Here is a 22,238-nt window from a genome sequence, read left to right as displayed (position 1 = left end):
ACCAGCAATGACGCATTAGTTGTCCGGACTCACAGAAGGAAGAACCATGACAGAAGTAGTGGACCGCGCATCATCACCTGCATCGCCCGGTAGTACAACCGCCGCGGCGGATGGCGCCAAGGTCGCCGTCGAACCCCGGGTAGACGTTGCAGCCCTGGGAGAGCAGCTTCTGGGACGATGGGCGGACATCCGCCTGCATGCACGGGACCTGGCCGGCCGTGAAGTGGTGCAGAAGGTCGAGGGACTGACGCATACCGAGCATCGGAGCCGTGTCTTTGGGCAATTGAAGTACCTCGTGGACAACAACGCCGTACATCGTGCGTTCCCTTCCCGCCTGGGTGGGTCGGATGACCACGGGGGCAACATCGCCGGCTTCGAGGAACTCGTCACAGCCGACCCCTCGCTCCAAATCAAGGCGGGCGTGCAGTGGGGCCTGTTCGGTTCCGCCGTGATGCACCTCGGAACCAGGGAGCACCACGACAAGTGGCTCCCCGGAATCATGAACCTCGAAATTCCCGGATGCTTCGCCATGACCGAAACCGGGCATGGGTCCGACGTCGCCAGCATTGCCACGACGGCCACTTACGACGAAGAGACCCAGGAATTCGTTATCGACACGCCCTTCCGGGCGGCGTGGAAGGACTACATCGGCAACGCCGCCAACGACGGCCTGGCCGCCGTCGTTTTCGCCCAGCTCATCACCCGGAAGGTCAACCACGGCGTGCACGCCTTCTACGTGGACTTGCGCGATCCGGCAACGGGCGACTTCCTTCCGGGCATTGGTGGCGAGGACGACGGCATCAAGGGCGGGTTGAACGGTATCGACAACGGACGCCTCCACTTCACCAACGTCCGGATCCCCCGCACCAACCTGCTGAACCGTTACGGTGATGTCGCTGTCGATGGAACCTACTCCTCCACCATCGAGAGCCCCGGCCGCCGGTTCTTTACGATGCTCGGCACCCTCGTCCAGGGACGCGTATCGCTGGACGGTGCTGCCGTTGCGGCCAGCAAGGTGGCCCTGCAATCGGCCATCCACTACGCCGCCGAACGTCGCCAGTTCAACGCGACATCACCCACCGAGGAAGAGGTGCTGCTGGACTATCAGCGTCACCAGCGCCGGTTGTTCACGCGTCTGGCCACCACCTATGCGGCCAGTTTCGCGCACGAACAACTGCTGCAGAAGTTCGACGACGTCTTTTCCGGAGCGCACGACACCGACGCCGACCGGCAGGACCTGGAAACCCTGGCCGCGGCCCTGAAGCCGTTGAGCACCTGGCACGCCCTGGACACACTTCAGGAATGCCGTGAGGCCTGTGGCGGAGCCGGCTTCCTGATCGAAAACCGTTTCGCTTCCTTGCGGGCAGACCTGGATGTCTACGTCACCTTTGAGGGCGACAACACCGTCTTGCTGCAACTGGTGGCCAAGCGCCTCCTGGCCGATTACGCCAAGGAGTTCCGTGGCGCCAACTTTGGCGTCCTGGCCCGGTACGTCGTGGACCAGGCTGCGGGCGTGGCCTTGCACCGGACAGGCCTGCGGCAGGTCGCGCAATTTGTGGCGGACTCGGGTTCGGTCCAGAAGTCGGCCTTGGCACTGCGCGATGAAGAAGGGCAGCGCACCCTGCTGACGGACCGGGTCCAGTCCATGGTGGCCGAAGTCGGCGCTGCCCTCAAGGGCGCCGGAAAGCTCCCGCAGCACCAGGCGGCGGCACTGTTCAACCAGCACCAGAATGAGCTGATTGAAGCCGCCCAGGCCCACGCTGAGCTCCTGCAATGGGAGGCCTTTACGGAGGCATTGGCCAAAGTCGATGATGCGGGAACCAAGGAAGTGCTGACCCGGCTTCGCGACTTGTTCGGGTTGTCCCTGATCGAGAAGCACCTCTCCTGGTACCTCATGAACGGGCGGCTCTCGATGCAGCGGGGGCGCACGGTTGGCACTTACATCAACCGGCTGTTGGTCAAGATCCGGCCGCACGCACTGGACCTCGTGGACGCCTTTGGCTACGGCGCGGAGCACCTTCGGGCAGCCATTGCCACCGGAGCCGAAGCGACCCGCCAGGATGAAGCGCGGACGTACTTCCGCCAGCAGCGCGCCAGCGGCAGTGCCCCGGCGGACGAGAAGACGCTGCTTGCGATCAAGGGAGGCAAGTCCCGCTAGGCGTCCGTTACAAACGCCTTAAGCGCTCGACGGCGCCGTTCCCGATTTTCGGGGGCGGCGCCGTCGTGCGTTTGTTCCGTGGACTCCGGAGCTTAGGAAAGGACCGAGCGGTAGACCTCAAGGGTGGTTTCGGTGATCGATTCCCAGGAGAAGTGCTCCTCCGCCCGGCGCCGTCCGGCAGCGCCCATTTCCCGGGCCCGGGCAGGGTCGGAGACAACCTGGTTGAGCGCGGCGGCGAAGTCCGCTACGAACTTCTCCGGATCGAGCGGCGTTCCCGTGCCGTCGGTGACCTGCTCGAGTTCGACCAGGAGGCCGGTCTCCCCGTGCTGGACAACCTCGGGAATGCCACCGGTGGCACTGGCAACCACTGCCGCCCCGCACGCCATGGCTTCCAGGTTGACGATTCCCAGCGGCTCGTAGATGGACGGGCAGGCGAAGGCAGTGGCGTGGCTCAGGACCTGGATCAGCTCATGGCGGGGCAGCATTCGCTCGATCAGGATGACGCCGTCGCGCTTGGACTGGAGTTCCTCGATCAGTTGGGCTGTTTCGGCGGCCAGTTCAGGAGTGTCCGCAGCACCCAGGCAAAGGACCAGCTGGACATCCTCGGGCAGGCTGGAAGCTGCACGCAGGAGGTAGGGCACGCCCTTCTGGCGCGTGTTGCGGCCCACGAAAACGACGCTTGGCTTGCCGGGATCGATCCCCAACGCCCGGACTGCGTCCTCTTTTTCGTCCCGCTCCCACAGGGAGACGTCGATTCCGTTGTGGACCACCCGCACCTTGCCGGGATCCACGTTGGGGTAGCTGCGCAGGATGTCCTGCCGCATGCCTTCGGACACGGCGATGATCGCCGCCGCTGCCTCGTAGGCGGTCTTCTCCACCCAGGAGGACAGGGCGTAGCCGCCACCAAGCTGCTCGGCCTTCCAAGGGCGCAGCGGCTCAAGGCTGTGCGCGCTCAGCACATGCGGGATTCCGTGCAAGAGCGAAGCCAGGTGGCCTGCCATGTTGGCGTACCACGTGTGCGAATGGACCAGGTCCGCTCCAGCGATGTCCGGCACTATCCGCAGGTCCACGCCGAGTGTCTGGACAGCGGGGTTCGCATCGCCCAGATCCTCCGGGGTTGAGTAGGAGTCAACGGTAGCCCCGTGGTAATCGGCATCACGCGGCGCACCAAAGGCACGGACGCGGAGATCAACTTGCTTTGCAAGCACCCGGCTCAGTTCGGCTACGTGGACTCCGGCACCACCATAAATTTCCGGAGGGAATTCTTTAGTCACAATGTCTATACGCACGCTAACCAACGTAGTCGTTCCGGCGTATGTGTTCTAGTGTGAAAGGGTCCGGAAAATCGGACTTTTGGGGGCTACGAAGTCGTACGGGGAGCTGTGACCATGGCGTTGAAGAAAGTATTGGCTATCGTGCTGGCGGGCGGCGAAGGCAACCGCCTGATGCCGTTGACGGCGGATCGGGCCAAGCCAGCCGTGCCGTTTGCCGGGGGGTACCGGCTGATTGACTTTGCATTATCCAATCTGGTCAATTCCGGATATTTGAAAATCGTTGTGTTAACCCAGTACAAATCGCACAGCCTTGACCGCCATATTTCGGAGACCTGGCGCATGTCCACGCAGTTGGGCCGCTACGTCGCCTCGGTGCCGGCTCAGCAACGCGTCGGCAAGAGCTGGTTCCTGGGCAGTGCCAACGCCATTTACCAATCCCTGAACCTCATCCATGACGATGCGCCGGACATCGTGGTGGTGGTCGGTGCGGACCACGTGTACCGCATGGACTTCTCGCAGATGGTGGAACAGCACATCGCGAGCGGCGCGAAGGCCACCGTGGCTGCCGTCCGCCAGCCGCTGAACATGGCCAACCAGTTCGGCGTGATCGAAGTCGACCAGGACGATCCCCAAAAGATCGCCGCCTTCGTGGAGAAGCCCGCCAGCACTCCCGGCCTGGCCGCTGATCCAACCCAGTTCCTGGCGTCGATGGGCAACTACGTCTTCGACGCCGATGCACTGGTGGAGGCGCTCCACGTGGATGCGGAGCGCCTGGACACCAAGCACGACATGGGCGGGGACATCATTCCCTACTTCGTGGACAAGGGCCAAGCCGGAGTCTACGACTTCACGCTCAATGACATCCCCGGAGCCACCGACCGGGACCGTACCTATTGGCGCGACGTGGGCACCATCGATTCGTTCTACGACGCCCACATGGACCTCATCTCCCCTGTCCCCATCTTCAATCTGTACAACTCCGAGTGGCCGATCTACACGCGGCAGAGCATTTCCCCGCCGGCCAAGTTTGTTCGCGGCGGAAACAGCACCGTCGGGACCGCCCTCGATTCAATCGTGGCCAGCGGCGTCGTGATCTCCGGCGGCATCGTGGAGGGGTCCGTATTGTCCAACGACGTCTTCGTCGAGGCCGGCAGCCGCATCCAGGATTCGGTGCTGATGGACAAGGTCCGGGTTGGTGAAGGAGCCGTCATCAAGCGGGCCATCCTGGACAAGAACGTCAAGGTGCCTGCCGGCGCAGCCATCGGCCTCGACCCGGCACTTGACCGGGCCCGCGGCTACAAAGTCACGGAGTCCGGCATTACCGTGCTGGCCAAGGGGCAAATTGTTCCCGAACCTGACGAAGCGGAACTGGCATTGTCCTCCGAGTACCGCCGGAGCCTTCCGGAAGCACTCAAGGCCGCCACCCAGGACGATCCCGTCATCCGCGATTCGGCGGAGAAGGTCGTGGCAAGCGTTCAGGCTCGCGTGATCGACCCCGCATCACAAGGCGCATCCAGCTAGTCACCCGCACCGGCATGACGGAACCGGAGGCAGGCCCAAGGGTCCCAAGGCTGTAAAATCAGGTCAATGAGCTCCACCGATCTGACGCCTGAGGAGATCCAGGCCTGCCTCAAGGTTTTAAGCACCATCCACGCCTATGACGAGGAACACCCCGATTACGTAGCCGTGCGTCGTGCCACCGGCAAGATGTTCAAGGCAGTCAAGCGCCACCGCCGTGTCACCAAGAGGGACCAGATCGCCGAAGCCGACAAGGCAGTGATTGCCCTGACGGCCACGGCAGCGCCGGACCGGATCGACGACGAGACCCGGGGCAACAAGCTGGCCCCCTCCGCTACGGGCGAGATCGCAGGCCACCTCATCCGTTCGCGTCCCTGCTACATCTGCAAGCAGCACTACACGCAGGTAGACGCCTTCTACCACCAGCTCTGCCCTGATTGCGCTGCCTTCAGCCACAGCAAGCGGGACGCCAGGACCGACCTCACGGGACGCCGCGCACTGCTCACCGGCGGGCGCGCGAAGATCGGCATGTACATCGCCTTGCGGCTGCTTCGCGATGGAGCCCACACCACCATCACCACGCGTTTTCCCAAGGACGCCGCCCGTCGCTTTGCCGCCATGGAAGACAGCGCCGAGTGGCTGCACCGGCTGAAGATCGTGGGCATCGACCTCCGGGACCCGGCCCAGGTCATGGCCCTGACCGACTCGCTGAACGGGGCCGGTCCCCTGGACATCATCATCAACAACGCGGCCCAGACCGTGCGCCGCTCGGGCAACGCCTACAAGCCTCTGGTTGATGCCGAGGATGAGCCGCTGCCTGTCGCACTCGAGGCGGCGAACGGCGGGCCGGAACTCGTCACGTTCGGGCACGCGCATGACAAGCATCCCCTTGCTTTGGCGAGCAGCGTCACGGAGCACCCGGTCCTGGCGGGCGACGCCATTACGTCTTTGGCACTTTCCACCGGCTCGGCTTCCCTGCAGCGGATCGAGTCGGGGACGGCCATCGACGCCGGAGGCCTGGTTCCGGACCTCGCCACCATCAATAGCTGGACCCAGGTGGTGGACGAGGTGGACCCCCTGGAGATGCTCGAAGTCCAGTTGTGCAACGTCACGGCGCCCTTCCTCCTGGTCAGCCGGCTGCGCGGCGCCATGAAGCGCTCTACCGCCCGCCGGAAGTACATCGTGAACGTTTCGGCCATGGAGGGCCAGTTCTCCCGTGCTTACAAGGGTCCGGGCCATCCGCATACCAACATGGCCAAGGCTGCCTTGAACATGATGACCCGCACCAGCGCCCAGGAAATGCTGGACTCCGACGGCATCCTGATGACCGCCGTCGACACCGGCTGGATCACGGACGAACGGCCTCATTACACCAAGGTCAGGCTCATGGAGGAAGGCTTCCACGCTCCCCTGGACCTCGTCGACGGCGCAGCCCGCGTCTACGATCCCATCGTCATGGGCGAGCAGGGAGAGGACCAGTACGGCGTCTTCCTCAAGGACTACAAGCCCTCCCCCTGGTGATACCACCTACGCCAGGCGGGTGATCTCCACCGAAACGGACAATGTGGATCCGCCGCCTCCGGAGAGGATGCCTTTGAGCGGCGGGACGTCCCGGTAGTCGCGGCCCTTGGCGACGGTCACATGGTAGTCGCCGGCCGGCTTGTGGTTCGTGGGGTCCCAGCTGCGCCATTCGCCGTCCCACCATTCCAGCCAGGCGTGGGACTGCCCGGCGACGGTCTCGCCGATGGCCGCCGAGGATCTGGGGTGGATATAGCCGGAGACGTAGCGGGCAGGTATGCCGCAACTCCGCAACGCACCTATGGCCAGGTGGGCGAGGTCCTGGCACACGCCCTGGCGCTGTTCCCAGGCCTGTTCAGCATTGGTGGTGACTCCGGTGGTGCCCTTCATATAGGTCATCTCACCCGCCATCCACGCGAACACAGCCATGGCTGCCTCGTGCGGATTAAGGCCCTCCACGACGCCGGGAATGATCCCCAGCACTTCCGTGCCCGGTCCCGTCAGCCTGGATTGGGGCAGCCAGTCGCTGAACTCGTCCTGGATCCTTGCCGAACGGATCTCGTCCCAGCCAACAATATGGTCGTCGCTGGGCAGGCGTTCGCTCCGGTGCACTTCCACGGTAGCCGTGGCAAGGACTTCGAGGCTTTCGTGCGGGACCTGCATATCGAAGGCCGTGACACGCGTACCCCAATAATCCCGGTAGGTGCTGACCGAAGCGTGGGCAGGAGAAACCTTCAGGGACGATTCCAGGACCACCTGCTGGCTATCCGTCAGCGGCGTCATCCGGGCCTCGTTGTAGCTCAGCGTCACGCGGCGGTTGTACTTGTAGGCCGTCTTGTGGACGATGCTCAGCCGGGTCATGAAACTTCTCCCACCCAGGCGTGTTCGTCAGCCTGATTGAAGTACTTACGGGAAATGGCGTCCGAAGCCTGGGTGACTGCCTTTTGCACACGCTCCATGTGCTCCGGAAGTTCGGACATGAGGTCATCGGTGCGGTGGAATTCCAGGAAGGTACGGGCCTGGCCGACGATCCGGCGCGCATCATTGATGAACCCCACGCGTTGCGCCGAGGGGTCCAGCTTGGCGAGGCACTCGTCGGCATCGCGGAGCGCATAGACGATGGAGCGCGGGAAGAGGCGGTCCAGCAGCAGGAACTCGGCAGCATGCTGGTCTCCGAAGGCGGCCCGCCGGGTGCGGATGAAGGACTCGTACGCTCCGGCGCAACGCAGCATGTTCACCCAGGACATCCCCGCGGACTGGACATCACGCGTCGACAGCATGCGGGCGGTCATGTCCGCGCGTTCCAAGGACCGCCCCAGGACCATGAAGAGCCAGCTTTCATCGTGGCTCACTGTGGTGTCCGCCAGGCCCCGGACCATGGCCGTACGTTCCAGGACCCAGTTGCAGAAGCGGTAGGTGCCCACCACGTCCTTGCGGTGCTGGTTGAGCCCGTAGTAGGTGGTGTTGAGGCTTTCCCAGAGGGACTGGGAGACAGTTTCCCTGGCCCTCCGGGCGTTCTCCCGCGCCGCCCCGAGCGACCCGGCGATCGAGGAAGCGCTCTGCTTGTCGTAGGCCAGGGCGTGCAGCAGCTCGGGAAGCCCGAAGTCGTCATTCTGCGGCTTGGCGCCCATGACGGCCAGGAGGTCCCGCGCAACGCTGCGCTGTTCCTCCAAGGGAAGGTGGTTAAGCCGCTCGAGGTGGACATCCAGGATCCTTGCGGTCCCGTCGGCCCGCTCGACGTAGCGGCCGATCCAGAAAAGTGATTCGGCAATACGGCTCAGCATGGGGCTGTGCCTCCTTCGCATGGTGCATTTCGAAGTTCTGGGGAATGGTCGGAGATGGCCGGGATCACTGCTGTTGTTCCGTTTGGCGGTCCCGCCAATTGCTTTCAACCGGCCATACGGATACCTGTTCGCGCACAGTTACCGACTGGCGGGGGATTACTTCCGCCGGCAATTGTGGCGAGTCGGCAAGGACCCAGGTGTCCTTGGAGCCTCCGCCCTGGCTGGAATTGACGATCAGCGATCCTTCCTTAAGGGCCACCCGGGTCAGTCCGCCGGGCAGGACCCAGACGTCGTCGCCGTCATTGACGGCAAACGGGCGCAGGTCCACATGGCGGGGCCCGAACTTGTCCCCGGACAACGTCGGCACAGTGGACAGTTGCAGGACCGGCTGGGCGATCCACCCGCGGGGGTCCTCGATCACGCGCTTGCGCAGGGCATCAAGTTCCTCCTTGGACGCATCGGGACCGATCACCAGGCCCTTGCCTCCGGAACCGTCAACGGGTTTGACCACCAGTTCGTCCAAGCGGTCCAGGACGTATTCCCTTGCTTCCTTTTCCTCGAGCCGGAACGTGTCAACGTTGGCAATCACGGGCTCTTCGTGGAGGTAGTAACGGATCAGGTCAGGGACGTAACTGTACACGAGCTTGTCGTCGGCGACGCCGTTGCCGACGGCGTTTGCTATGGTCACGCCCCCTGCGCGCGCTGCGTTCACCAGACCGGGGCAACCAAGCATCGAATCGGAGCGGAACTGCAGCGGGTCCAGGAAGTCGTCGTCGATGCGCTTGTAGATGACGTCAACGCGCTGCTCACCAGCCGTGGTCCGCATGTAAACGCGGTTTCCACGGCAGATCAGGTCCCGGCCCTCCACGAGTTCGACGCCCATGAGCCCGGCCAGGAGGGTGTGCTCAAAGTAGGCGCTGTTGAAGACGCCGGGGGTCAGTACAACAACGGTCGGGTCATCGACTCCGGCGGGGGCGGTCTTGCGGAGCGCGGACAACAGCCTGCGCGGATACTCCTCCACCGGCCGGATGTGCTGCTGCCCGAACGCTTCGGGCAAGCCCTTGGCCATGGCCTGGCGGTTCTCCAGGACGTAGCTGACGCCCGACGGCACGCGCACATTGTCCTCAAGGACGCGGAAGGTGCCGGCGGCGTCACGGACGACGTCGATGCCCGAGACGTGCACGCGGACCCCGCCTGCGGGCTCGAAACCGTGGACGGCCCGGTGGAAGTGGGCGCTGGTGGTCACGAGCTGGCGCGGAATGACGCCGTCGGCGACCACCGACATGCGTCCGTAGACATCGTTCAGGAAAGCTTCCAGCGCCTTGACCCGCTGGGCGACTCCGCGTTCCAGCACATCCCACTCGTCAGCCGGGATCACGCGCGGAACGATGTCGAGCGGGAATGGCCGTTCCTCCCCCGCGTAGTCGAACGTGACGCCGCGGTCCAGGAAGCTGCGGGCCATCGAGTCGGCGCGGGCGGTGACGTCGGCCAAGGAAAGTTCCCGGAGGGCGCCGGCTACCTGACCGTAGGATTTCCGGGCAACGTGCCCGCTGGTAAACATCTCGTCGTAGGCACCGCTGCGCGCAGCGGCCTCCGAATAATCCTGGAAGAGGTCAGACATGGGAATTAGACAATCACCTTTTTGGGTCGAGCGCATTTCGGGCCCTTCGTGTCGCGGGTTTCCGGGCCTTCCGGCGGGCCGGGCGGCCGCACGGATCATGATTAGATAGCTGTGTGTCGAATCACAACCTCTCACGCGACGAAGCCGCTGCCCGTTCAGCCCTGATTACCACCCACAGCTACGACGTCACCTTGGACGTCCGCGAGGCGGCCGATCCCGCCGTCGAAGGTTATCCAAGCACCAGCACCATCACCTTCACCGCCGCGCCCGGGTCCGCGACTTTCCTGGACTTCATCAGCGGTGGAGTGCAGTCGGTGGTCCTCAATGGCCGCTCCCTGGACGTCAACGCCGTTGTTGACCGGGACAGGATCCTTCTTGAGGACCTGGCCGAGCGGAATGAGGTCACGGTCACCGGGATGGCGTTATATAGCCGCTCCGGCGAGGGCATGCACCGGTTCTTTGACCCCGCTGACGGCCAGTGCTACCTCTACACCCAATACGAGCCTGCTGACAGCAGGCGCGTCTTCGCTAACTTCGAGCAGCCCGACCTCAAGGCCTCCTTCACCTTCCATGTGATCGCTCCCTCCAGCTGGGAGGTTGCCTCCAACGGCGCCGCATCGGCCGGCACTCCGCTCGAGGACGACGGCGTGACCCTGTGGGACTTTGCTGCAACCAAACCTATGTCCACGTACATCACTACAGTGCTTGCCGGACCGTACTTCAAGGCAACGGACCGTTGGGAAGCAACGCTCGACGACGGCACCCGGCTTGAGGTGCCGCTGGCACTGTATTGCCGCGCGTCCATGCGGGACTCCTTCGACACGGACGAGCTGTTCAAGCTCACCAAGAGCGGCCTGGAGTTCTTCAACCGGCTCTTCGACTACCCCTATCCGTGGGGTAAGTACGACCAAGCCTTCGTCCCCGAATACAACCTTGGTGCCATGGAGAACCCCGGGCTGGTGACATTCACCGAAAAGTACGTCTACACCTCCCGGGCAACGGACGCGCAGTACCAGGCGCGGGCGAACACCCTCATGCACGAAATGGCCCACATGTGGTTTGGCGACCTGGTGACCATGACGTGGTGGGATGATCTCTGGCTGAAGGAATCCTTTGCCGACTTCATGGGCACGTTCGGCGTTGACAGGGCAACCGACTGGGATAGCGCGTGGATCAACTTTGCCAGCAAGCGGAAGGCGTGGGCCTACGTCCAGGACCAGCTGCCCACAACGCATCCCATCGTTGCGGACATTCCGGACCTGGAAGCGGCGAAGCAGAATTTTGACGGCATCACCTACGCCAAGGGAGCTTCAGTCCTGAAACAGCTCGTGGCTTACGTGGGATTCGATGCCTTTGTGGAAGGTTCCCGCGCATACTTCCGCAAGCACGAATACGGGAACACCTCGCTCCAGGATTTGCTGGAAGCGTTGAGCACGGCGTCCGGGCGTGACCTCACGGTGTGGGCCCGGCAGTGGTTGCAGACCTCCGGTATTTCCACCATCGCCGCAGAGATCGTGGAAGACGACGGCGTCCTCGGGGCGGTGACGCTGCAGCAGGATGCGGTCGACCCCTTGACCGGCGACCAGGCGTTGCGGCCCCACCGCATGCGCCTGGGACTCTATGAGGCGGATGAGGCGGGCACGCTGGTGCGCACCGAAAGCTTCGAGATTGACGTCTCCGGTCCCCGCACGTTGGTTCCCGAATTGGCGGGCAAACGTCGGCCTGCGTTGTTGCTGGTCAACGACGACGATCTCAGCTACGCCAAAGTACGTCTTGATGCGGTATCGGAGCAGACGGTCAGGAGGGCCCTTAACAGGATTCAGGATCCGATGGCGCGCGCACTCTGCTGGACGGCCCTCTGGGATTCCGCCCGTGACGGTGTAACACCTGCTGCTTCCTACATCGCTGCCGTGGAGCAATTCGCACCCGGGGAAAACGGCATCGGCGTGCTTCTGAACGTCCTTGGCAACGCGACCCTCGCCGTGGACCGCTATGTGCCCGCCGTAAGCAGGAGCCACATCCGGGAGCAGTTCCTGGGCGTGGCTGCGCGTCAGCTGATGGTGGCGGCCCCGGGCTCGGACCAACAATTGGCCTGGGCCAGGACGTTGGCCGAGGTTTCCCGCGGCGGCGCGAGCCAACTGACGTTGGTGCGGGCCCTCCTTGAGGGCAGCACCGTGGTGGAGGGTTTGTCCGTGGACGCCGAACTCCGTTGGAGCCTGTGGCAGGCCCTCGCGGCCCACGGAGAGGCAACGGAACAGCAACTCGACGCCGAGCTCGCCAAGGACAACACCGCCTCCGGACACGCGGGCAGGGCGCTGGCGCTGGCGGCCCGACCGATTGCCGGCGTCAAAGCATCAGCCTGGGAAGCCGTGGTGCATGGTACCGACTTGTCGAACGAAATCCTCGGGGCCACCATCAGCGGGTTCACCCTCGGCCCGCGCGAGCTTCTTGAGCCTTACATCGAACCGTACTTCGAGAACCTCGAACGAGTGTGGCAGGAGCGCAGCATCGAGATCGCCGGCCGTATTGTCCGCGGTCTCTACCCCGGTGCGCAGGACCTGGCCCCAGGCACCAGGCCGGCCGGGCACCCCGTGCTCACCAGGACCGACCATTGGCTGCACGAGCACAAACAGGCGCCCCGTGCCCTCCGTCGCATCATCACTGAGCAAAGGAGCCACCTGCTGCGGGCCCTGACGGCACAGGCAACCGGCCATGTGCACACCGCTTAGGGCACTCGGTTCATCCAGGCACTGGTTCCGAATTTCGCGTCTACGCGTTTGCCTGCCTCGTTGAGTTCATGGGCGGACAACTGCGACTCCGTGGCGCCGTAGCGTTCCGTGAACACTTCCTGCATGGCATCGATGATCGCTGCGCGGGCGAGGCCGGTTTGGCGGCGCAAGGGGTCCACGCGCTTCTTGGCGCTGCGGGTCCCCTTGTCCGAGAGCTTTTCCTTGCCGATCCGGAGGACTTCCACCATCTTGTCGGCGTCAATGTCATAGCTCATGGTGACGTGGTGGAGCATGCCCCCGTTGGCGAGCCGCTTTTGCGCTGCCCCGCCAATCTTGCCCTGTTCGGTGGCGATGTCGTTGAGCGGAACGTAGAACGCGGTGATTCCGAGTTTTTCCAGGGCAGCCATGACCCACGAGTCCAGAAAGGCGTAGGAGTCGGCGAAGCTGATGCCATCCACCAGGGTCTGGGGAAGGTAAAGGGAGTAGGTGATGCAGTTGCCCGCTTCCATGAACATCGCTCCGCCGCCGCTGATGCGACGGACCACGGTAATGCCGTGCTTCGCTACGCCTTCCGGGTCAACTTCATTGCGCAGCGACTGGAAACTGCCGATCACCACTGACGGTTCTTCCCAGTCCCAGAAGCGCAGGGTGGGATTGCGGCGTCCGGCGGCGACCTCTTCGGTGAGGACCTCGTCAAGGGCGACGTTGACGTGGGTGGGCAGCACAGTTGGCGGTATGACCTCCCACTCATGGTCGGACCACGCGGTGGCCTTGGACAGTGCCCGGCGGACGGCGACGGCGACGGCGTCGGCGGAAAAACCGAACAACACCGTTCCGTCAGGAAGGCCGGCGGTGATGGCTGCTGCGATCTCCCCGGCAGGCGTCGTTTCAGGCAATCCGGTCAGGGCTGCATTGATGTCCTCAAGGGCCTCATCCGGTTCAAGGAAGAAGTCGCCGCTCAGGGATACATCGGCGAACCTGCCTTCCCTGAGCGCCAGGTCCACCACCACCAGCTTCCCGCCGGGAACTTTGTATTCGCCGTGGAGGCGATTGCCGTCGTCGTGGTTTTCCTGGTCCGGAAGAGAAGTCATGGAGTCCATCTTGCCGGAAAAGGCAAAGGCCCGCATTGCCGTGTAACGGCAATGCGGGCCTTTGAAAAGACTTGGGGTGAAGTGGGTTACTTCTTGCCGCCGAAGCCCTTGAAGCGAGCGTTGAAGCGCTCGACACGGCCAGCGGAGTCCATGATGCGCTGCTTGCCCGTGTAGAACGGGTGGGACTCCGAGGAGATTTCGACGTCGATGACCGGGTAGGTGTTGCCGTCTTCCCACTCGATGGTCTTCGAGGAAGAAACGGTGGACTTGGTCAGGAACTTGACGCCGGAAGCCAGGTCGTTGAAAACAACAGCTTCGTACTTCGGGTGGATATCAGACTTCATAATTGGACCTTTGTTCGCGCAGCTGGATTTTGCCAGTTGCCAGGTATGAATGGAGGCGGTCCGAAGAAGGAACTAATTCAACGTCCGGACCAACAAGCAATCATACCCGAAAGTCGGGACCGCCACGAACGGGCATCAGTTCCGGGGCCGCAGCTCCCAGAAGGCGACCGCCGAGGCGGCAGCCACGTTGAGGGAATCGACTCCCGCCCGCATGGGTATCTTGACGGCAATGTCGACGGCGGCGAGTGTCTCCGGGCTCATGCCGGCACCTTCGGTGCCGAGCACCAAGGCGAGCTTGGGGATGTTGCGGGCCGCCACCTCGTCCAGGTCCAGCGCATCATCGGTCAGTTCCATCGCTGCCACCGTAAAGCCCTGCTCCTTCAGCAGTTCCAGGTCCCCCGGCCAACTTTCCAGGCGGGACCACGGAACCTGGAACACGGTACCCATGCTGACCCGCACGCTCCTGCGGTACAGCGGGTCGCCGCATCGTGGCGAGACAAGGACGGCGTCGACCCCAAGGGCCGCCGCCGAACGGAAGATGGCACCCACGTTCGTGTGGTCGACGATGTCCTCGAGGACAGCCACCCGCTGTGCGCTTGCGAGCAATTCCGCCAGCGGCACCGGAACCGGGCGGTGCATGGCCGCCATCGCTCCGCGGTGCAGATGGAAACCGGTGATTTCCTCCAGGAGGGCTGCCGTGCCGATGAAGACGGGGACGTCGGGATGGGCCTCGAAAACGTCACGCAGGTCCTCAAGCCATTTTTCGGCGAGGAAAAACGATCTCGGCTGGTGTCCCGCTGCCAGCGCGCGGCGCAGTACCCGCGAAGACTCGGCGATGTACATTCCCTCCGCCGGTTCGCGAAGTTTGCGGAGATGGACGTCGGTGAGCGTGGTGTAGTCCGAAACGCGGGGATCGTCGGCTGATTCAAGGTAGTGGAAGGTCACTGGAGAGTCATTTCGAAGGATTCGCGCATCATTTCACGAGGTTGGCGATCATGAAGCCCAAAGCAACGATGCCCAGGGTAAAGATCACACTGCGCAGGACCTTGGGAGAGAGCTTGCGTCCCACCTTGGAACCGATCAGCCCGCCGATTGTCGAACTGACGGCAATGAGCAGCACAACGAGCCAGTTGATGCGATCGAAAGCGAAAATCAAGTAGGAGATGGCCGCCACCATGTTGACGGTGAGGGTCAGGATGTTCTTCATCGCGTTGGCGTTCTGCATGGTGCCGGAGAGGAAAACTCCGAGGATGCCCACCAGAAGGATTCCCTGTGCCGCAACGAAGTAACCGCCGTACACGCCTGCGAGGTAGACCAGTGCCACCAGGAGGAACCCGTGGCTCTTGTCCTTCAAGGCATGTTCAGGATTCTGTTCCCGGTTCTTGATCCACGCTTGGAGCTTGGGCTGGAACATGACCATCAGCAGCGCCACTACCAGCAAGACCGGTGCGACGTACCCGAACACCTTCTCCGGCAGGTGAAGCAGCAGCCACGCGCCCGTAATGCCGCCGAGTAGTGAGGCGGGCATGAGCTTCAACAGCTGCCGCCCCCTGCCGGCCAATTCGCGCCGGTAACCCCAGGCGCCTGCGGCAGTGCCCGCCACAAGCCCCATGGCATTGCTCATCGAAGCCACCACCGGAGCGACGCCCAAGGCGATCAGCACCGGGAAGGTCACCAGGGTTCCGGAGCCTACGACGGCGTTGATGGTGCCGGCCCACAGACCAGCGAAAAAGACCAGAATGCTGCTAAGAAGTTCCATAGTTGGTATACGCGTCCGGTCTAGCGGCGGGCGGTGGCGGTGTAGCGGCCGGACTTCTCCGTCACGTCAAGATCGAGCCCGAAGGTCTTGCTGAGGTACTCGTCCGTGAGGACTTCCTTGATAGGTCCGGCAGCCACGATTCCGCCCTCGCGCAGGAGCATGGCGTGGGTAAAGCCCGGCGGCACTTCCTCGAGGTGGTGGGTGACGAGCACCATCGCGGGGGCGGCGTCGTCCTGCGCCAGCTCACTGAGTTTGTGGACGAGTTCTTCGCGTCCGCCGAGGTCCAGGCCCGCGGCCGGTTCGTCAAGAAGGAGGAGCTCGGGGTCCGTCATCAAGGCCCGGGCGATCTGGACACGCTTGCGTTCGCCCTCCGAGAGTGTGGCGAAGGGCCTGTTCAGGAGCGGCCCCATCCCCCAGTCGTTCAGCAGCGCAAAGGCGCGGCGTTCGTCGTCGCGCTCGTAGCCTTCGCGCCAACGGCCGGTCACGCCGTAGGCCGCAGTCACCACCACGTTCAGGACGTTCTCCTGCTCCGGGATCTGGTTGGCCAGTGCTGCCGACGACAGGCCTATGCGGGGGCGAAGCTCAAAGACGTCGACGCGGCCCAGTACCTCGTCGAGGATGCCGGCCTTCCCGCTGCTCGGATGCAGACGTGCTGCGGCAATCTGAAGAAGCGTCGTCTTCCCGGCGCCGTTGGGGCCCAGGATGACCCAGCGTTCGCCCTCATTGACCTGCCAGTCGACCTTGTCCAGCAGTGCCTTTTTGCCTCGGACAACGCTAACGGAAGCCAAATCCAGAACATCACTCATAGGAGTAGACACTAGGACAAAAATGAAGATGACTGATAACCGGCGTGAACGCCGCATTGTGAAGCAAAACGAATTCGGGTGGGTGCGGCTCCGTCGATAGGATTGACGGCATGACTTCGAACTTGGCTGCGGTCAGCTATGGCGTGAATGTGAATCCCGAATCCCTGGATGAGGTGCGTAAGGCGCTGGCCGCTTTCGGTGCCACGGTGTGGTCGGAATCCAGTACGTCGTCAACAACACAGTCCGGCGATGCCCGCTACGAGGTGCACACCATCAGTTTCTCTGCCGAGGCCGGCACTGCCGAAACCCTCGGGACGCTTCGCCGCCTGGTGTCCGACGCGGCGCCGGCCGGAATCGATGTGGCGGTCGTTCCTGCGGCCCTGCGCGAGGCCGGGAGGAAGCTGCTGATCATGGACGTCGACTCGACCCTTATCCAGCAGGAAGTCATCGAGTTGCTGGCCGCCCACGCCGGAAAGCGCGACGAAGTGGCCGCAGTCACCGAGGCGGCCATGCGTGGCGAGTTGGATTTCGCCCAGAGCCTTCACGCCCGCGTAGCCGTGCTGGCAGGCTTGCCCGCCGCCGTCGTCGATTCCGTGCGTGACGAGGTGCGCCTCAGTTTGGGTGCGGCGGAACTGGTGGCCGCGTTCAAGGCAGCCGGCCACGTTGTCGCCGTTGTTTCCGGGGGCTTCAACCAGATCCTCGGACCTATCGCCGGGGATCTCGCCTTGGATCACTGGATTGCCAACGAACTGGAGATCGTCGACGGCGCTTTGACAGGAAAAATTCTTGGCGCAGTGATCGACAGGGCAGCGAAGGAAAAATACCTGCGCGAGTGGTCTGCAGCTGCGGGCATCCCCCTTGAACACACCATTGCCGTGGGCGATGGCGCCAATGACCTTGACATGCTGGGTGCCGCGGGTATCGGCGTTGCCTTCAACGCAAAGCCGGCTGTTCGGGCAGTGGCGGATGCTGCCGTCAACATGCCTTACCTCGACGCAGTACGGCACATCGCCAACGTCTAGCTCTTCTTTGGGGCCCGTCGACGTCACGAAAACCGTTTAGGACATACCTATAGGGCGTGACCATCGCAAGAGCGTGGCAGCTTCACTGCCTCCCATGCCTGCGGTGGTTGCGCCACAGCGCGTGGCATGGCACCTGATCCAGCCTGGTGACGTTCCCGTGTTGTTCCGTCTGCCGGCGTGTTCCAGTTCGTGTGGCAGGCAAAAAATGTGACCGGTCAGCTCGGCGGCTGACCGGTCACATTTTTTTGTGCCGTAGGCGCGCGGAATTGAAAATCCTGGTGCCACTATTCGTGACGCGGAATTATCAAGTCTTATCCAAGTCTTTACCGAAATGCCGATCAACGCCATCAGTTTCCTTCATTGCAATTAGTGCGTGATATGTTCCTATTTCCAACAGGAAATCCGCTGTCCTTTCCGGCTGCGGAAGATCAGTGCTAGGGCATGGTGTGAGCGGTTCGCGTAACGCATGGAAGTGGTGGAAACGCCGTGAGGAAGTAAAGCCGCCGAAAGGTCATCACGACCTTCCCGACGACCGTTTAGTGCCCTTGCATGAAATCTTTCCTGGGGAGAACACCGGTTACCAACCAGAACAGGAAAATGTAGATATGAGCTCGCTCGATGACGCCGTAAAGCAGTTGTTGTCCATTGAAGGTGCCACTGCGGCGGCCGTGGTGGACCACACCAGCGGAATGGCTTTGGCGCAGGGCGGAAGCCCCGGTTTTGACCTGGGGGTTGCCGCCGCCGGTAACTCCAACGTCGTCAGTGCGAAGATCCGCACGATGGCGGACCTCGGCCTGGACGGCGACATCGAGGACGTCCTCATTACGCTGGAATCGCAGTACCACCTGATCAACGTTTTGAACTCCACCGCCGCGAAAGGGCTCTTCGTATACCTGGTGCTTGACCGGACGTACGCAAACTTGGCGCTGGCGCGGCATAAGCTCAAGAACATCGCGAAGGTGATTTCAATCTGATTCCACCACAACACGTCTGATTCGACAGCAACAAGAAGGGGTGGACCGGCCGGAAGGCGGGTCCACCCCTCTTTGTGGAAAATTGAATGCTGCTGCCGGGCAGCGGAAGAACCTCGCTACCCGGCGGCCTTCTGTCATCCCGGCAGGAGCGTGTCTGTCACGCCTTTTGAACGACGGGCCGGGCTGTTCCCTGACGCGAACTTGTCACCCAGCATGTGGTGCACCAGGACATCCTCATTGGTGTTCGCATTGGCTTCGATGGATACCAGCTCACCGTCGCGCATCACGCCAATCCGGTGGCACCATCCGACGAGCTCGGACAAGTCGGAGGAATGGAGGATGATGGCCACTCCCGTTTCACATAGCTCACGGAGCATCCTGTAGACAATCTCTTTGGCGCCAATGTCTATGCCCCGGCTGGGGTGGCTAAGGATCAGGATGTCGCACTCTGCGGCCATCCACCGGGCCAGGCGCACTTTCTGGTGGTCCCCGCCTGACAGCGTGCTCATTGTCCCCTGGATGTTGCCGGTTTTGATGCGCATCTGCTGAACGACATCGATCACGCCGCGCAGCTGGCTGACCTCATCCTCCACCGAGGATGCTCCAGCCTGACGGTTCCGGCCCTGCTGGAGTTCCTCGGCGATGCTGGGGTCCTCGTGGAAGTTATGGTCCGAATCCGGGAGGAACCCGATCTTCCTGTGCCGGGCGTCGGTTTCGGACTGAAGATCCACCTGCTCGCCATTGACATGGATTTCCCCGCACGTCATGGCGCGGACGCCTGCCAGGGCTTCAACGAGGGCGTAAGTTCCCGAGCGATGGGTACCCACCAGGCCAAAGATTTCGCCCTTGGCCACGGTGAACGTCACGTCCCGAATGTCTTCCGCCACGCTGAGGTTGACTACCCGCAGAACCTCCTGATCTTCAAGGAGGCCGTTGGGGCGGTCGGAGCTCTCGGGTTCTTTCTGCAGCAGGAGGAGGGCGAGCTCTTCCACGGTGCACTGGGACGCATCAAGGATCCGGTGCACGACGCCTTCGCGGAGAACAGCAATGCGGTGGGCAATCGAGCGCACTTCATCCAACCGGTGGGTGATGTAGATGATGGCGCGTCCTTGGCCTGTCAGCATCCGCAGTACCTTGTGCAGCACTGCTACATCGTGGTCCGGCAAGGAAGCCGCGACCTCGTCCATGATGACCAACTGTGCCTCTTCCGCCACCATACGGAGGACTTCCACCAGGGCCTGCTCGGCGCGGACCAGGACTCCTACTTTCGCGTCAGGGTCCAGGTCCACCCCCACCTCCGCGATGAGCTTTGCTGCCTGGGCCCGGAGCTCGGGATGGGGCTTGGCGGCCTGGAACGTCCTGCGGAAGATAGCCTTGGCGACGGTCTGTTCAGGATCAAGCCGAAAATTTTGGGGAATGAGGCCTACGCCGCAGGCCTGGGCTGCTTCCAAGGAGTCCGGGTTGAAGTTTTCGCCGGCGAGGCTCATGCGCCCGCCGTTGGGTAGATGGGAGCCGGTCAGGACGTCCATCAAGGTGGTTTTACCCGCCCCGTTGGTGCCTATCAATCCCAGAATCTCTCCACGGTGCAGCGAAAAGCCTACACCGCGAAGGATGCGCCGCTGGTCGTGTGACGCACGGATATCGTCCACGTGCAAGAGAAGGTCCACAAAAGCTCCTGGTTTCGCGAAATCGGCGCTGGCGGCCGGAGAAATTCTTTTGGTGCGCATCGGTCCGGGCGGTGGGGCGCATTCACGAACGGAGCACATTGCCGAGTCAATCAGAAGAGACTTTGTAATGCAAAAAATGGTTCTTGAAACAGAAACTCACAAAACGTGATGGGAAAAGATGGAACTTTTATTGAATTGGTAAGTGACTCCAATCCCACGCAGCGGAAAGTGTGGTCAACAACAAAAGAGGGGGCCCGGGACATTTTGTCCCGGACCCCCTCTTGAAAAGGCTTTACTGCTCTGACTTCCCGAAGTAGTCAGCGCCGCCTACGTATTCGGTGTGTCCCGATTCGACGTCCGCGGTGACCATCTTGGCTACTTCGGCGGCAAACTCTTCCACCGAGTACAGCTTCCCGGCCTCGGCGCGCCTGGCCTCGATGGCGCCGGGATTTGAACGGTCCAGGAGCGTCGCGGTCACCGTGCCCTCGATCATGTCCCCGGACACCACCACCAGCTTGATGCCTTTGTTGGCGAGGTCAGGCAGCAGGGCGCGCAGGGCGTCCTCCCCGGCCCGCTTGCTCTTGGCAACTGGCTCGTACTCGGGCATGGTTGGCACGGTCTCAACGAAATGCGCCTGGTGACTGGTGACGAAAACCACCCGGGAGCCCTCCGGCATGAGCGGAACTGCAGCATTGAGCATGTTGATCTGTGCATCACGGTTCAGCTTCAGGGCGTACCCCTCCTCCATCCCGGATTCCATGCCGCCGGAGGCGTTCAACACCAGGATGTCGAGGGAGCCGAATTCCTCCATGGCCGTACTGGCGAGGGCGTGAACGCCTTCTTCCGTGGTGAGGTCTGCGCCCACTGCTGCAGCGCGACCGCCCGCAGCCTGGATATCAGCCACCACCTTATTGGCGCGGGGCGCCTTCTGGCGGTAGTTGACGACGACGGCGGCACCTTCGGCCGCGAGGATCTTGGCAACCTCTGCGCCGATGCCGCGGGAGGATCCCGTCACAATGGCTGTCTTGTTATCAAGCGTTCCCATGCGTGCTCCTTCTGTTCACTTCTTCCACATCTTTGGGCCCTGCTTCCATCCTGCCGGTGGCAAAGCGGAATGCGTGTTGTGGAGCCCCCACAAATTGTTTGTCCCGGTGCGTCGGCGCTAGTGGCCCATGCCAAGGCCGCCGTCAACGGGAATAACGGCGCCGGAGATGTAAGCCGCCTCATCGCTCGCAACCCAGCGCACAACGTTGGCCACCTCCGAAGCCTCCGCGAAACGTCCCGCAGGAACGTTGGCAAGGTAGGACTTCTGGGTCTCTTCCGGAAGCTCAGCCGTCATATCCGTGTTGATGAACCCCGGTGCTACGACGTTTGCCGTAATGCCTCGGCTGCCCAGCTCCCGCGTCAGCGAACGCGCCATGCCCACCATTCCGGCCTTGGAAGCGGAGTAGTTGATCTGGCCCGGAGCGCCGTAGAGGCCGGAGACCGAGGAGATCAGGATCACCCGGCCCTTGCGCAAACGGATCATTCCCTTGGAAGCCCGCTTGATGACCCTGAAGGCGCCTGTCAGGTTGGTGTCCAGAACCGACGTGAAGTCGTCCTCGCTCATGCGCAGGAGAAGAGTGTCCTTGGTGATTCCGGCGTTGGCCACCAGAACCTCCACCGGGCCGTGGGCCTCTTCCACGATCTTGAAGGCTGCATCAATGGAAGCCTCATCCGTCACATCGGCTTTGACCCCCAGGATGCCTTCAGGCAACTCCGTTTCGCTCCTGTAGGTAACGGCTACCTTGTCTCCATTTGCGAGGAAAGACTCGGCAATGGCCAGTCCGATTCCGCGGTTACCGCCGGTAATAAGGACGCTGCGGCCGCTGGGTACTGCTTCAGGCATGAATGGGCTCCGAATTCTGCGGACTCTACCGCGATGACGAGGGATTTCCTGCCTCGATCTTAGCCGCCGCCTCCCGCAACGCGCT

At 62.7% G+C, this 22,238-nt stretch carries 18 protein-coding genes; 6 read left to right on the top strand and 12 right to left on the bottom strand.

The window, feature by feature from the left end; genetic code table 11:
* The first annotated feature begins 46 nt into the window (after positions 1-46).
* A complete protein-coding gene (locus QN084_RS22105) occupies positions 47-2,158 on the top strand; it encodes an acyl-CoA dehydrogenase family protein (protein ID WP_069694410.1) in 2,112 nt (703 codons plus the stop codon).
* Positions 2,159-2,250: 92 nt separating this feature from the next.
* Here QN084_RS22105 and glgA read toward each other — a convergent pair whose 3' ends face one another.
* Positions 2,251-3,447 carry a glycogen synthase gene (gene glgA, locus QN084_RS22100; RefSeq protein ID WP_069694409.1) on the bottom strand — a complete coding sequence of 399 codons (1,197 nt, stop codon included), beginning with the start codon at positions 3,445-3,447 and terminating at the stop codon, positions 2,251-2,253.
* Positions 3,448-3,540: 93 nt separating this feature from the next.
* On the opposite strand from glgA, the gene glgC reads away from it, so the two are divergent.
* Both glgC and QN084_RS22090 read left to right on the top strand, forming a co-directional pair.
* Positions 3,541-4,953 (top strand): glucose-1-phosphate adenylyltransferase, encoded by a 1,413-nt coding sequence (gene glgC, locus QN084_RS22095; protein WP_170828541.1) that lies wholly within the window; start codon positions 3,541-3,543, stop codon positions 4,951-4,953.
* A 66-nt stretch (positions 4,954-5,019) separates the two neighbouring features.
* Positions 5,020-6,471, top strand: a complete 1,452-nt coding sequence (locus tag QN084_RS22090) for an SDR family NAD(P)-dependent oxidoreductase (RefSeq protein ID WP_069694408.1) — start codon at positions 5,020-5,022, stop codon at positions 6,469-6,471.
* Between the two features lie 6 nt (positions 6,472-6,477).
* Here the strand turns inward: QN084_RS22090 and QN084_RS22085 are convergent, their stop codons facing one another.
* The 3 genes from QN084_RS22085 to QN084_RS22075 form a co-directional block, all read right to left on the bottom strand.
* Positions 6,478-7,329 carry a transglutaminase family protein gene (locus QN084_RS22085; RefSeq protein WP_069694407.1) on the bottom strand — a complete coding sequence of 284 codons (852 nt, stop codon included), beginning with the start codon at positions 7,327-7,329 and terminating at the stop codon, positions 6,478-6,480.
* The gene (locus QN084_RS22080) at positions 7,326-8,252 is read right to left on the bottom strand and encodes an alpha-E domain-containing protein (protein WP_021470451.1); all 927 of its coding nucleotides are present in this window, start codon (positions 8,250-8,252) and stop codon (positions 7,326-7,328) included. Before QN084_RS22080 ends, QN084_RS22085 begins: the two co-directional genes overlap by 4 nt.
* A gap of 64 nt (positions 8,253-8,316) precedes the next feature.
* The gene (locus tag QN084_RS22075) at positions 8,317-9,873 is read right to left on the bottom strand and encodes a circularly permuted type 2 ATP-grasp protein (RefSeq protein WP_021470450.1); all 1,557 of its coding nucleotides are present in this window, start codon (positions 9,871-9,873) and stop codon (positions 8,317-8,319) included.
* Between the two features lie 113 nt (positions 9,874-9,986).
* Between QN084_RS22075 and pepN the strand changes: the two genes are divergently transcribed.
* Entirely contained in the window at positions 9,987-12,602 is a 2,616-nt protein-coding gene (pepN, locus tag QN084_RS22070) for an aminopeptidase N (RefSeq protein ID WP_069694405.1), read from the top strand.
* Here pepN and lplAB read toward each other — a convergent pair.
* From lplAB to QN084_RS22045, 5 genes are all read right to left on the bottom strand, one after another.
* Positions 12,599-13,693: a lipoate-protein ligase LplAB gene (lplAB, locus tag QN084_RS22065; protein ID WP_031215929.1), complete on the bottom strand. Its 1,095-nt coding sequence runs from the start codon at positions 13,691-13,693 to the stop codon at positions 12,599-12,601. The two genes, pepN and lplAB, sit on opposite strands and share 4 nt — an antisense overlap.
* 86 nt (positions 13,694-13,779) lie before the next feature.
* The gene (locus QN084_RS22060) at positions 13,780-14,037 is read right to left on the bottom strand and encodes a type B 50S ribosomal protein L31 (protein ID WP_009358283.1); all 258 of its coding nucleotides are present in this window, start codon (positions 14,035-14,037) and stop codon (positions 13,780-13,782) included.
* Positions 14,038-14,172: 135 nt separating this feature from the next.
* Positions 14,173-14,982, bottom strand: a complete 810-nt coding sequence (locus QN084_RS22055) for a TrmH family RNA methyltransferase (RefSeq protein ID WP_021470447.1) — start codon at positions 14,980-14,982, stop codon at positions 14,173-14,175.
* 28 nt (positions 14,983-15,010) lie between these two features.
* Positions 15,011-15,796 carry a sulfite exporter TauE/SafE family protein gene (locus QN084_RS22050; RefSeq protein WP_021470446.1) on the bottom strand — a complete coding sequence of 262 codons (786 nt, stop codon included), beginning with the start codon at positions 15,794-15,796 and terminating at the stop codon, positions 15,011-15,013.
* 20 nt (positions 15,797-15,816) lie between these two features.
* Complete coding sequence (locus QN084_RS22045; RefSeq protein WP_031215928.1) at positions 15,817-16,602, bottom strand: ABC transporter ATP-binding protein; 786 nt, start codon at positions 16,600-16,602, stop codon at positions 15,817-15,819.
* Between the two features lie 110 nt (positions 16,603-16,712).
* Here QN084_RS22045 and serB point away from each other — a divergent pair, with 110 nt between their 5' ends.
* The gene (gene serB, locus QN084_RS22040) at positions 16,713-17,624 is read left to right on the top strand and encodes a phosphoserine phosphatase SerB (RefSeq protein WP_021470444.1); all 912 of its coding nucleotides are present in this window, start codon (positions 16,713-16,715) and stop codon (positions 17,622-17,624) included.
* A 605-nt stretch (positions 17,625-18,229) separates the two neighbouring features.
* Positions 18,230-18,598 carry a hypothetical protein gene (locus tag QN084_RS22035; RefSeq protein WP_021470443.1) on the top strand — a complete coding sequence of 123 codons (369 nt, stop codon included), beginning with the start codon at positions 18,230-18,232 and terminating at the stop codon, positions 18,596-18,598.
* Positions 18,599-18,732: 134 nt separating this feature from the next.
* On the opposite strand, the gene QN084_RS22030 is transcribed toward QN084_RS22035, so the two are convergent.
* From QN084_RS22030 to QN084_RS22020, 3 genes are all read right to left on the bottom strand, one after another.
* Positions 18,733-20,265, bottom strand: coding sequence for an ATP-binding cassette domain-containing protein (locus QN084_RS22030; protein ID WP_021470442.1), 1,533 nt, complete (start codon positions 20,263-20,265; stop codon positions 18,733-18,735).
* A 292-nt stretch (positions 20,266-20,557) separates the two neighbouring features.
* Entirely contained in the window at positions 20,558-21,310 is a 753-nt protein-coding gene (locus QN084_RS22025) for an SDR family oxidoreductase (protein ID WP_062096858.1), read from the bottom strand.
* A gap of 117 nt (positions 21,311-21,427) precedes the next feature.
* Complete coding sequence (locus QN084_RS22020) at positions 21,428-22,153, bottom strand: beta-ketoacyl-ACP reductase (protein WP_021470440.1); 726 nt, start codon at positions 22,151-22,153, stop codon at positions 21,428-21,430.
* Positions 22,154-22,238 lie beyond the last annotated feature (85 nt).

The organism is Paenarthrobacter sp. R1, from assembly GCF_030264015.1.
Lineage (GTDB): Bacteria > Actinomycetota > Actinomycetes > Actinomycetales > Micrococcaceae > Arthrobacter > Arthrobacter ureafaciens.
Note: the sequence above shows the minus strand (reverse complement) of the source record. Positions and strands in the feature narration are given on the sequence as shown.

Bases quoted from the DNA above. Each gene is read 5' to 3' on its own strand.
- QN084_RS22105 (WP_069694410.1), top strand. From the start codon at position 47: ATGACAGAAGTAGTGGACCGCGCATCATCACCTGCATCGCCCGGTAGT.
- QN084_RS22090 (WP_069694408.1), top strand. From the start codon at position 5,020: ATGAGCTCCACCGATCTGACGCCTGAGGAGATCCAGGCCTGCCTCAAG.
- QN084_RS22085 (WP_069694407.1), bottom strand. From the start codon at position 7,329: ATGACCCGGCTGAGCATCGTCCACAAGACGGCCTACAAGTACAACCGC.
- QN084_RS22080 (WP_021470451.1), bottom strand. From the start codon at position 8,252: ATGCTGAGCCGTATTGCCGAATCACTTTTCTGGATCGGCCGCTACGTC.
- QN084_RS22075 (WP_021470450.1), bottom strand. From the start codon at position 9,873: ATGTCTGACCTCTTCCAGGATTATTCGGAGGCCGCTGCGCGCAGCGGT.
- lplAB (WP_031215929.1), bottom strand. From the start codon at position 13,693: ATGACTTCTCTTCCGGACCAGGAAAACCACGACGACGGCAATCGCCTC.
- QN084_RS22060 (WP_009358283.1), bottom strand. From the start codon at position 14,037: ATGAAGTCTGATATCCACCCGAAGTACGAAGCTGTTGTTTTCAACGAC.
- QN084_RS22050 (WP_021470446.1), bottom strand. From the start codon at position 15,796: ATGGAACTTCTTAGCAGCATTCTGGTCTTTTTCGCTGGTCTGTGGGCC.
- QN084_RS22045 (WP_031215928.1), bottom strand. From the start codon at position 16,602: ATGAGTGATGTTCTGGATTTGGCTTCCGTTAGCGTTGTCCGAGGCAAA.
- serB (WP_021470444.1), top strand. From the start codon at position 16,713: ATGACTTCGAACTTGGCTGCGGTCAGCTATGGCGTGAATGTGAATCCC.
- QN084_RS22035 (WP_021470443.1), top strand. From the start codon at position 18,230: ATGAGCTCGCTCGATGACGCCGTAAAGCAGTTGTTGTCCATTGAAGGT.
- QN084_RS22025 (WP_062096858.1), bottom strand. From the start codon at position 21,310: ATGGGAACGCTTGATAACAAGACAGCCATTGTGACGGGATCCTCCCGC.
- QN084_RS22020 (WP_021470440.1), bottom strand. From the start codon at position 22,153: ATGCCTGAAGCAGTACCCAGCGGCCGCAGCGTCCTTATTACCGGCGGT.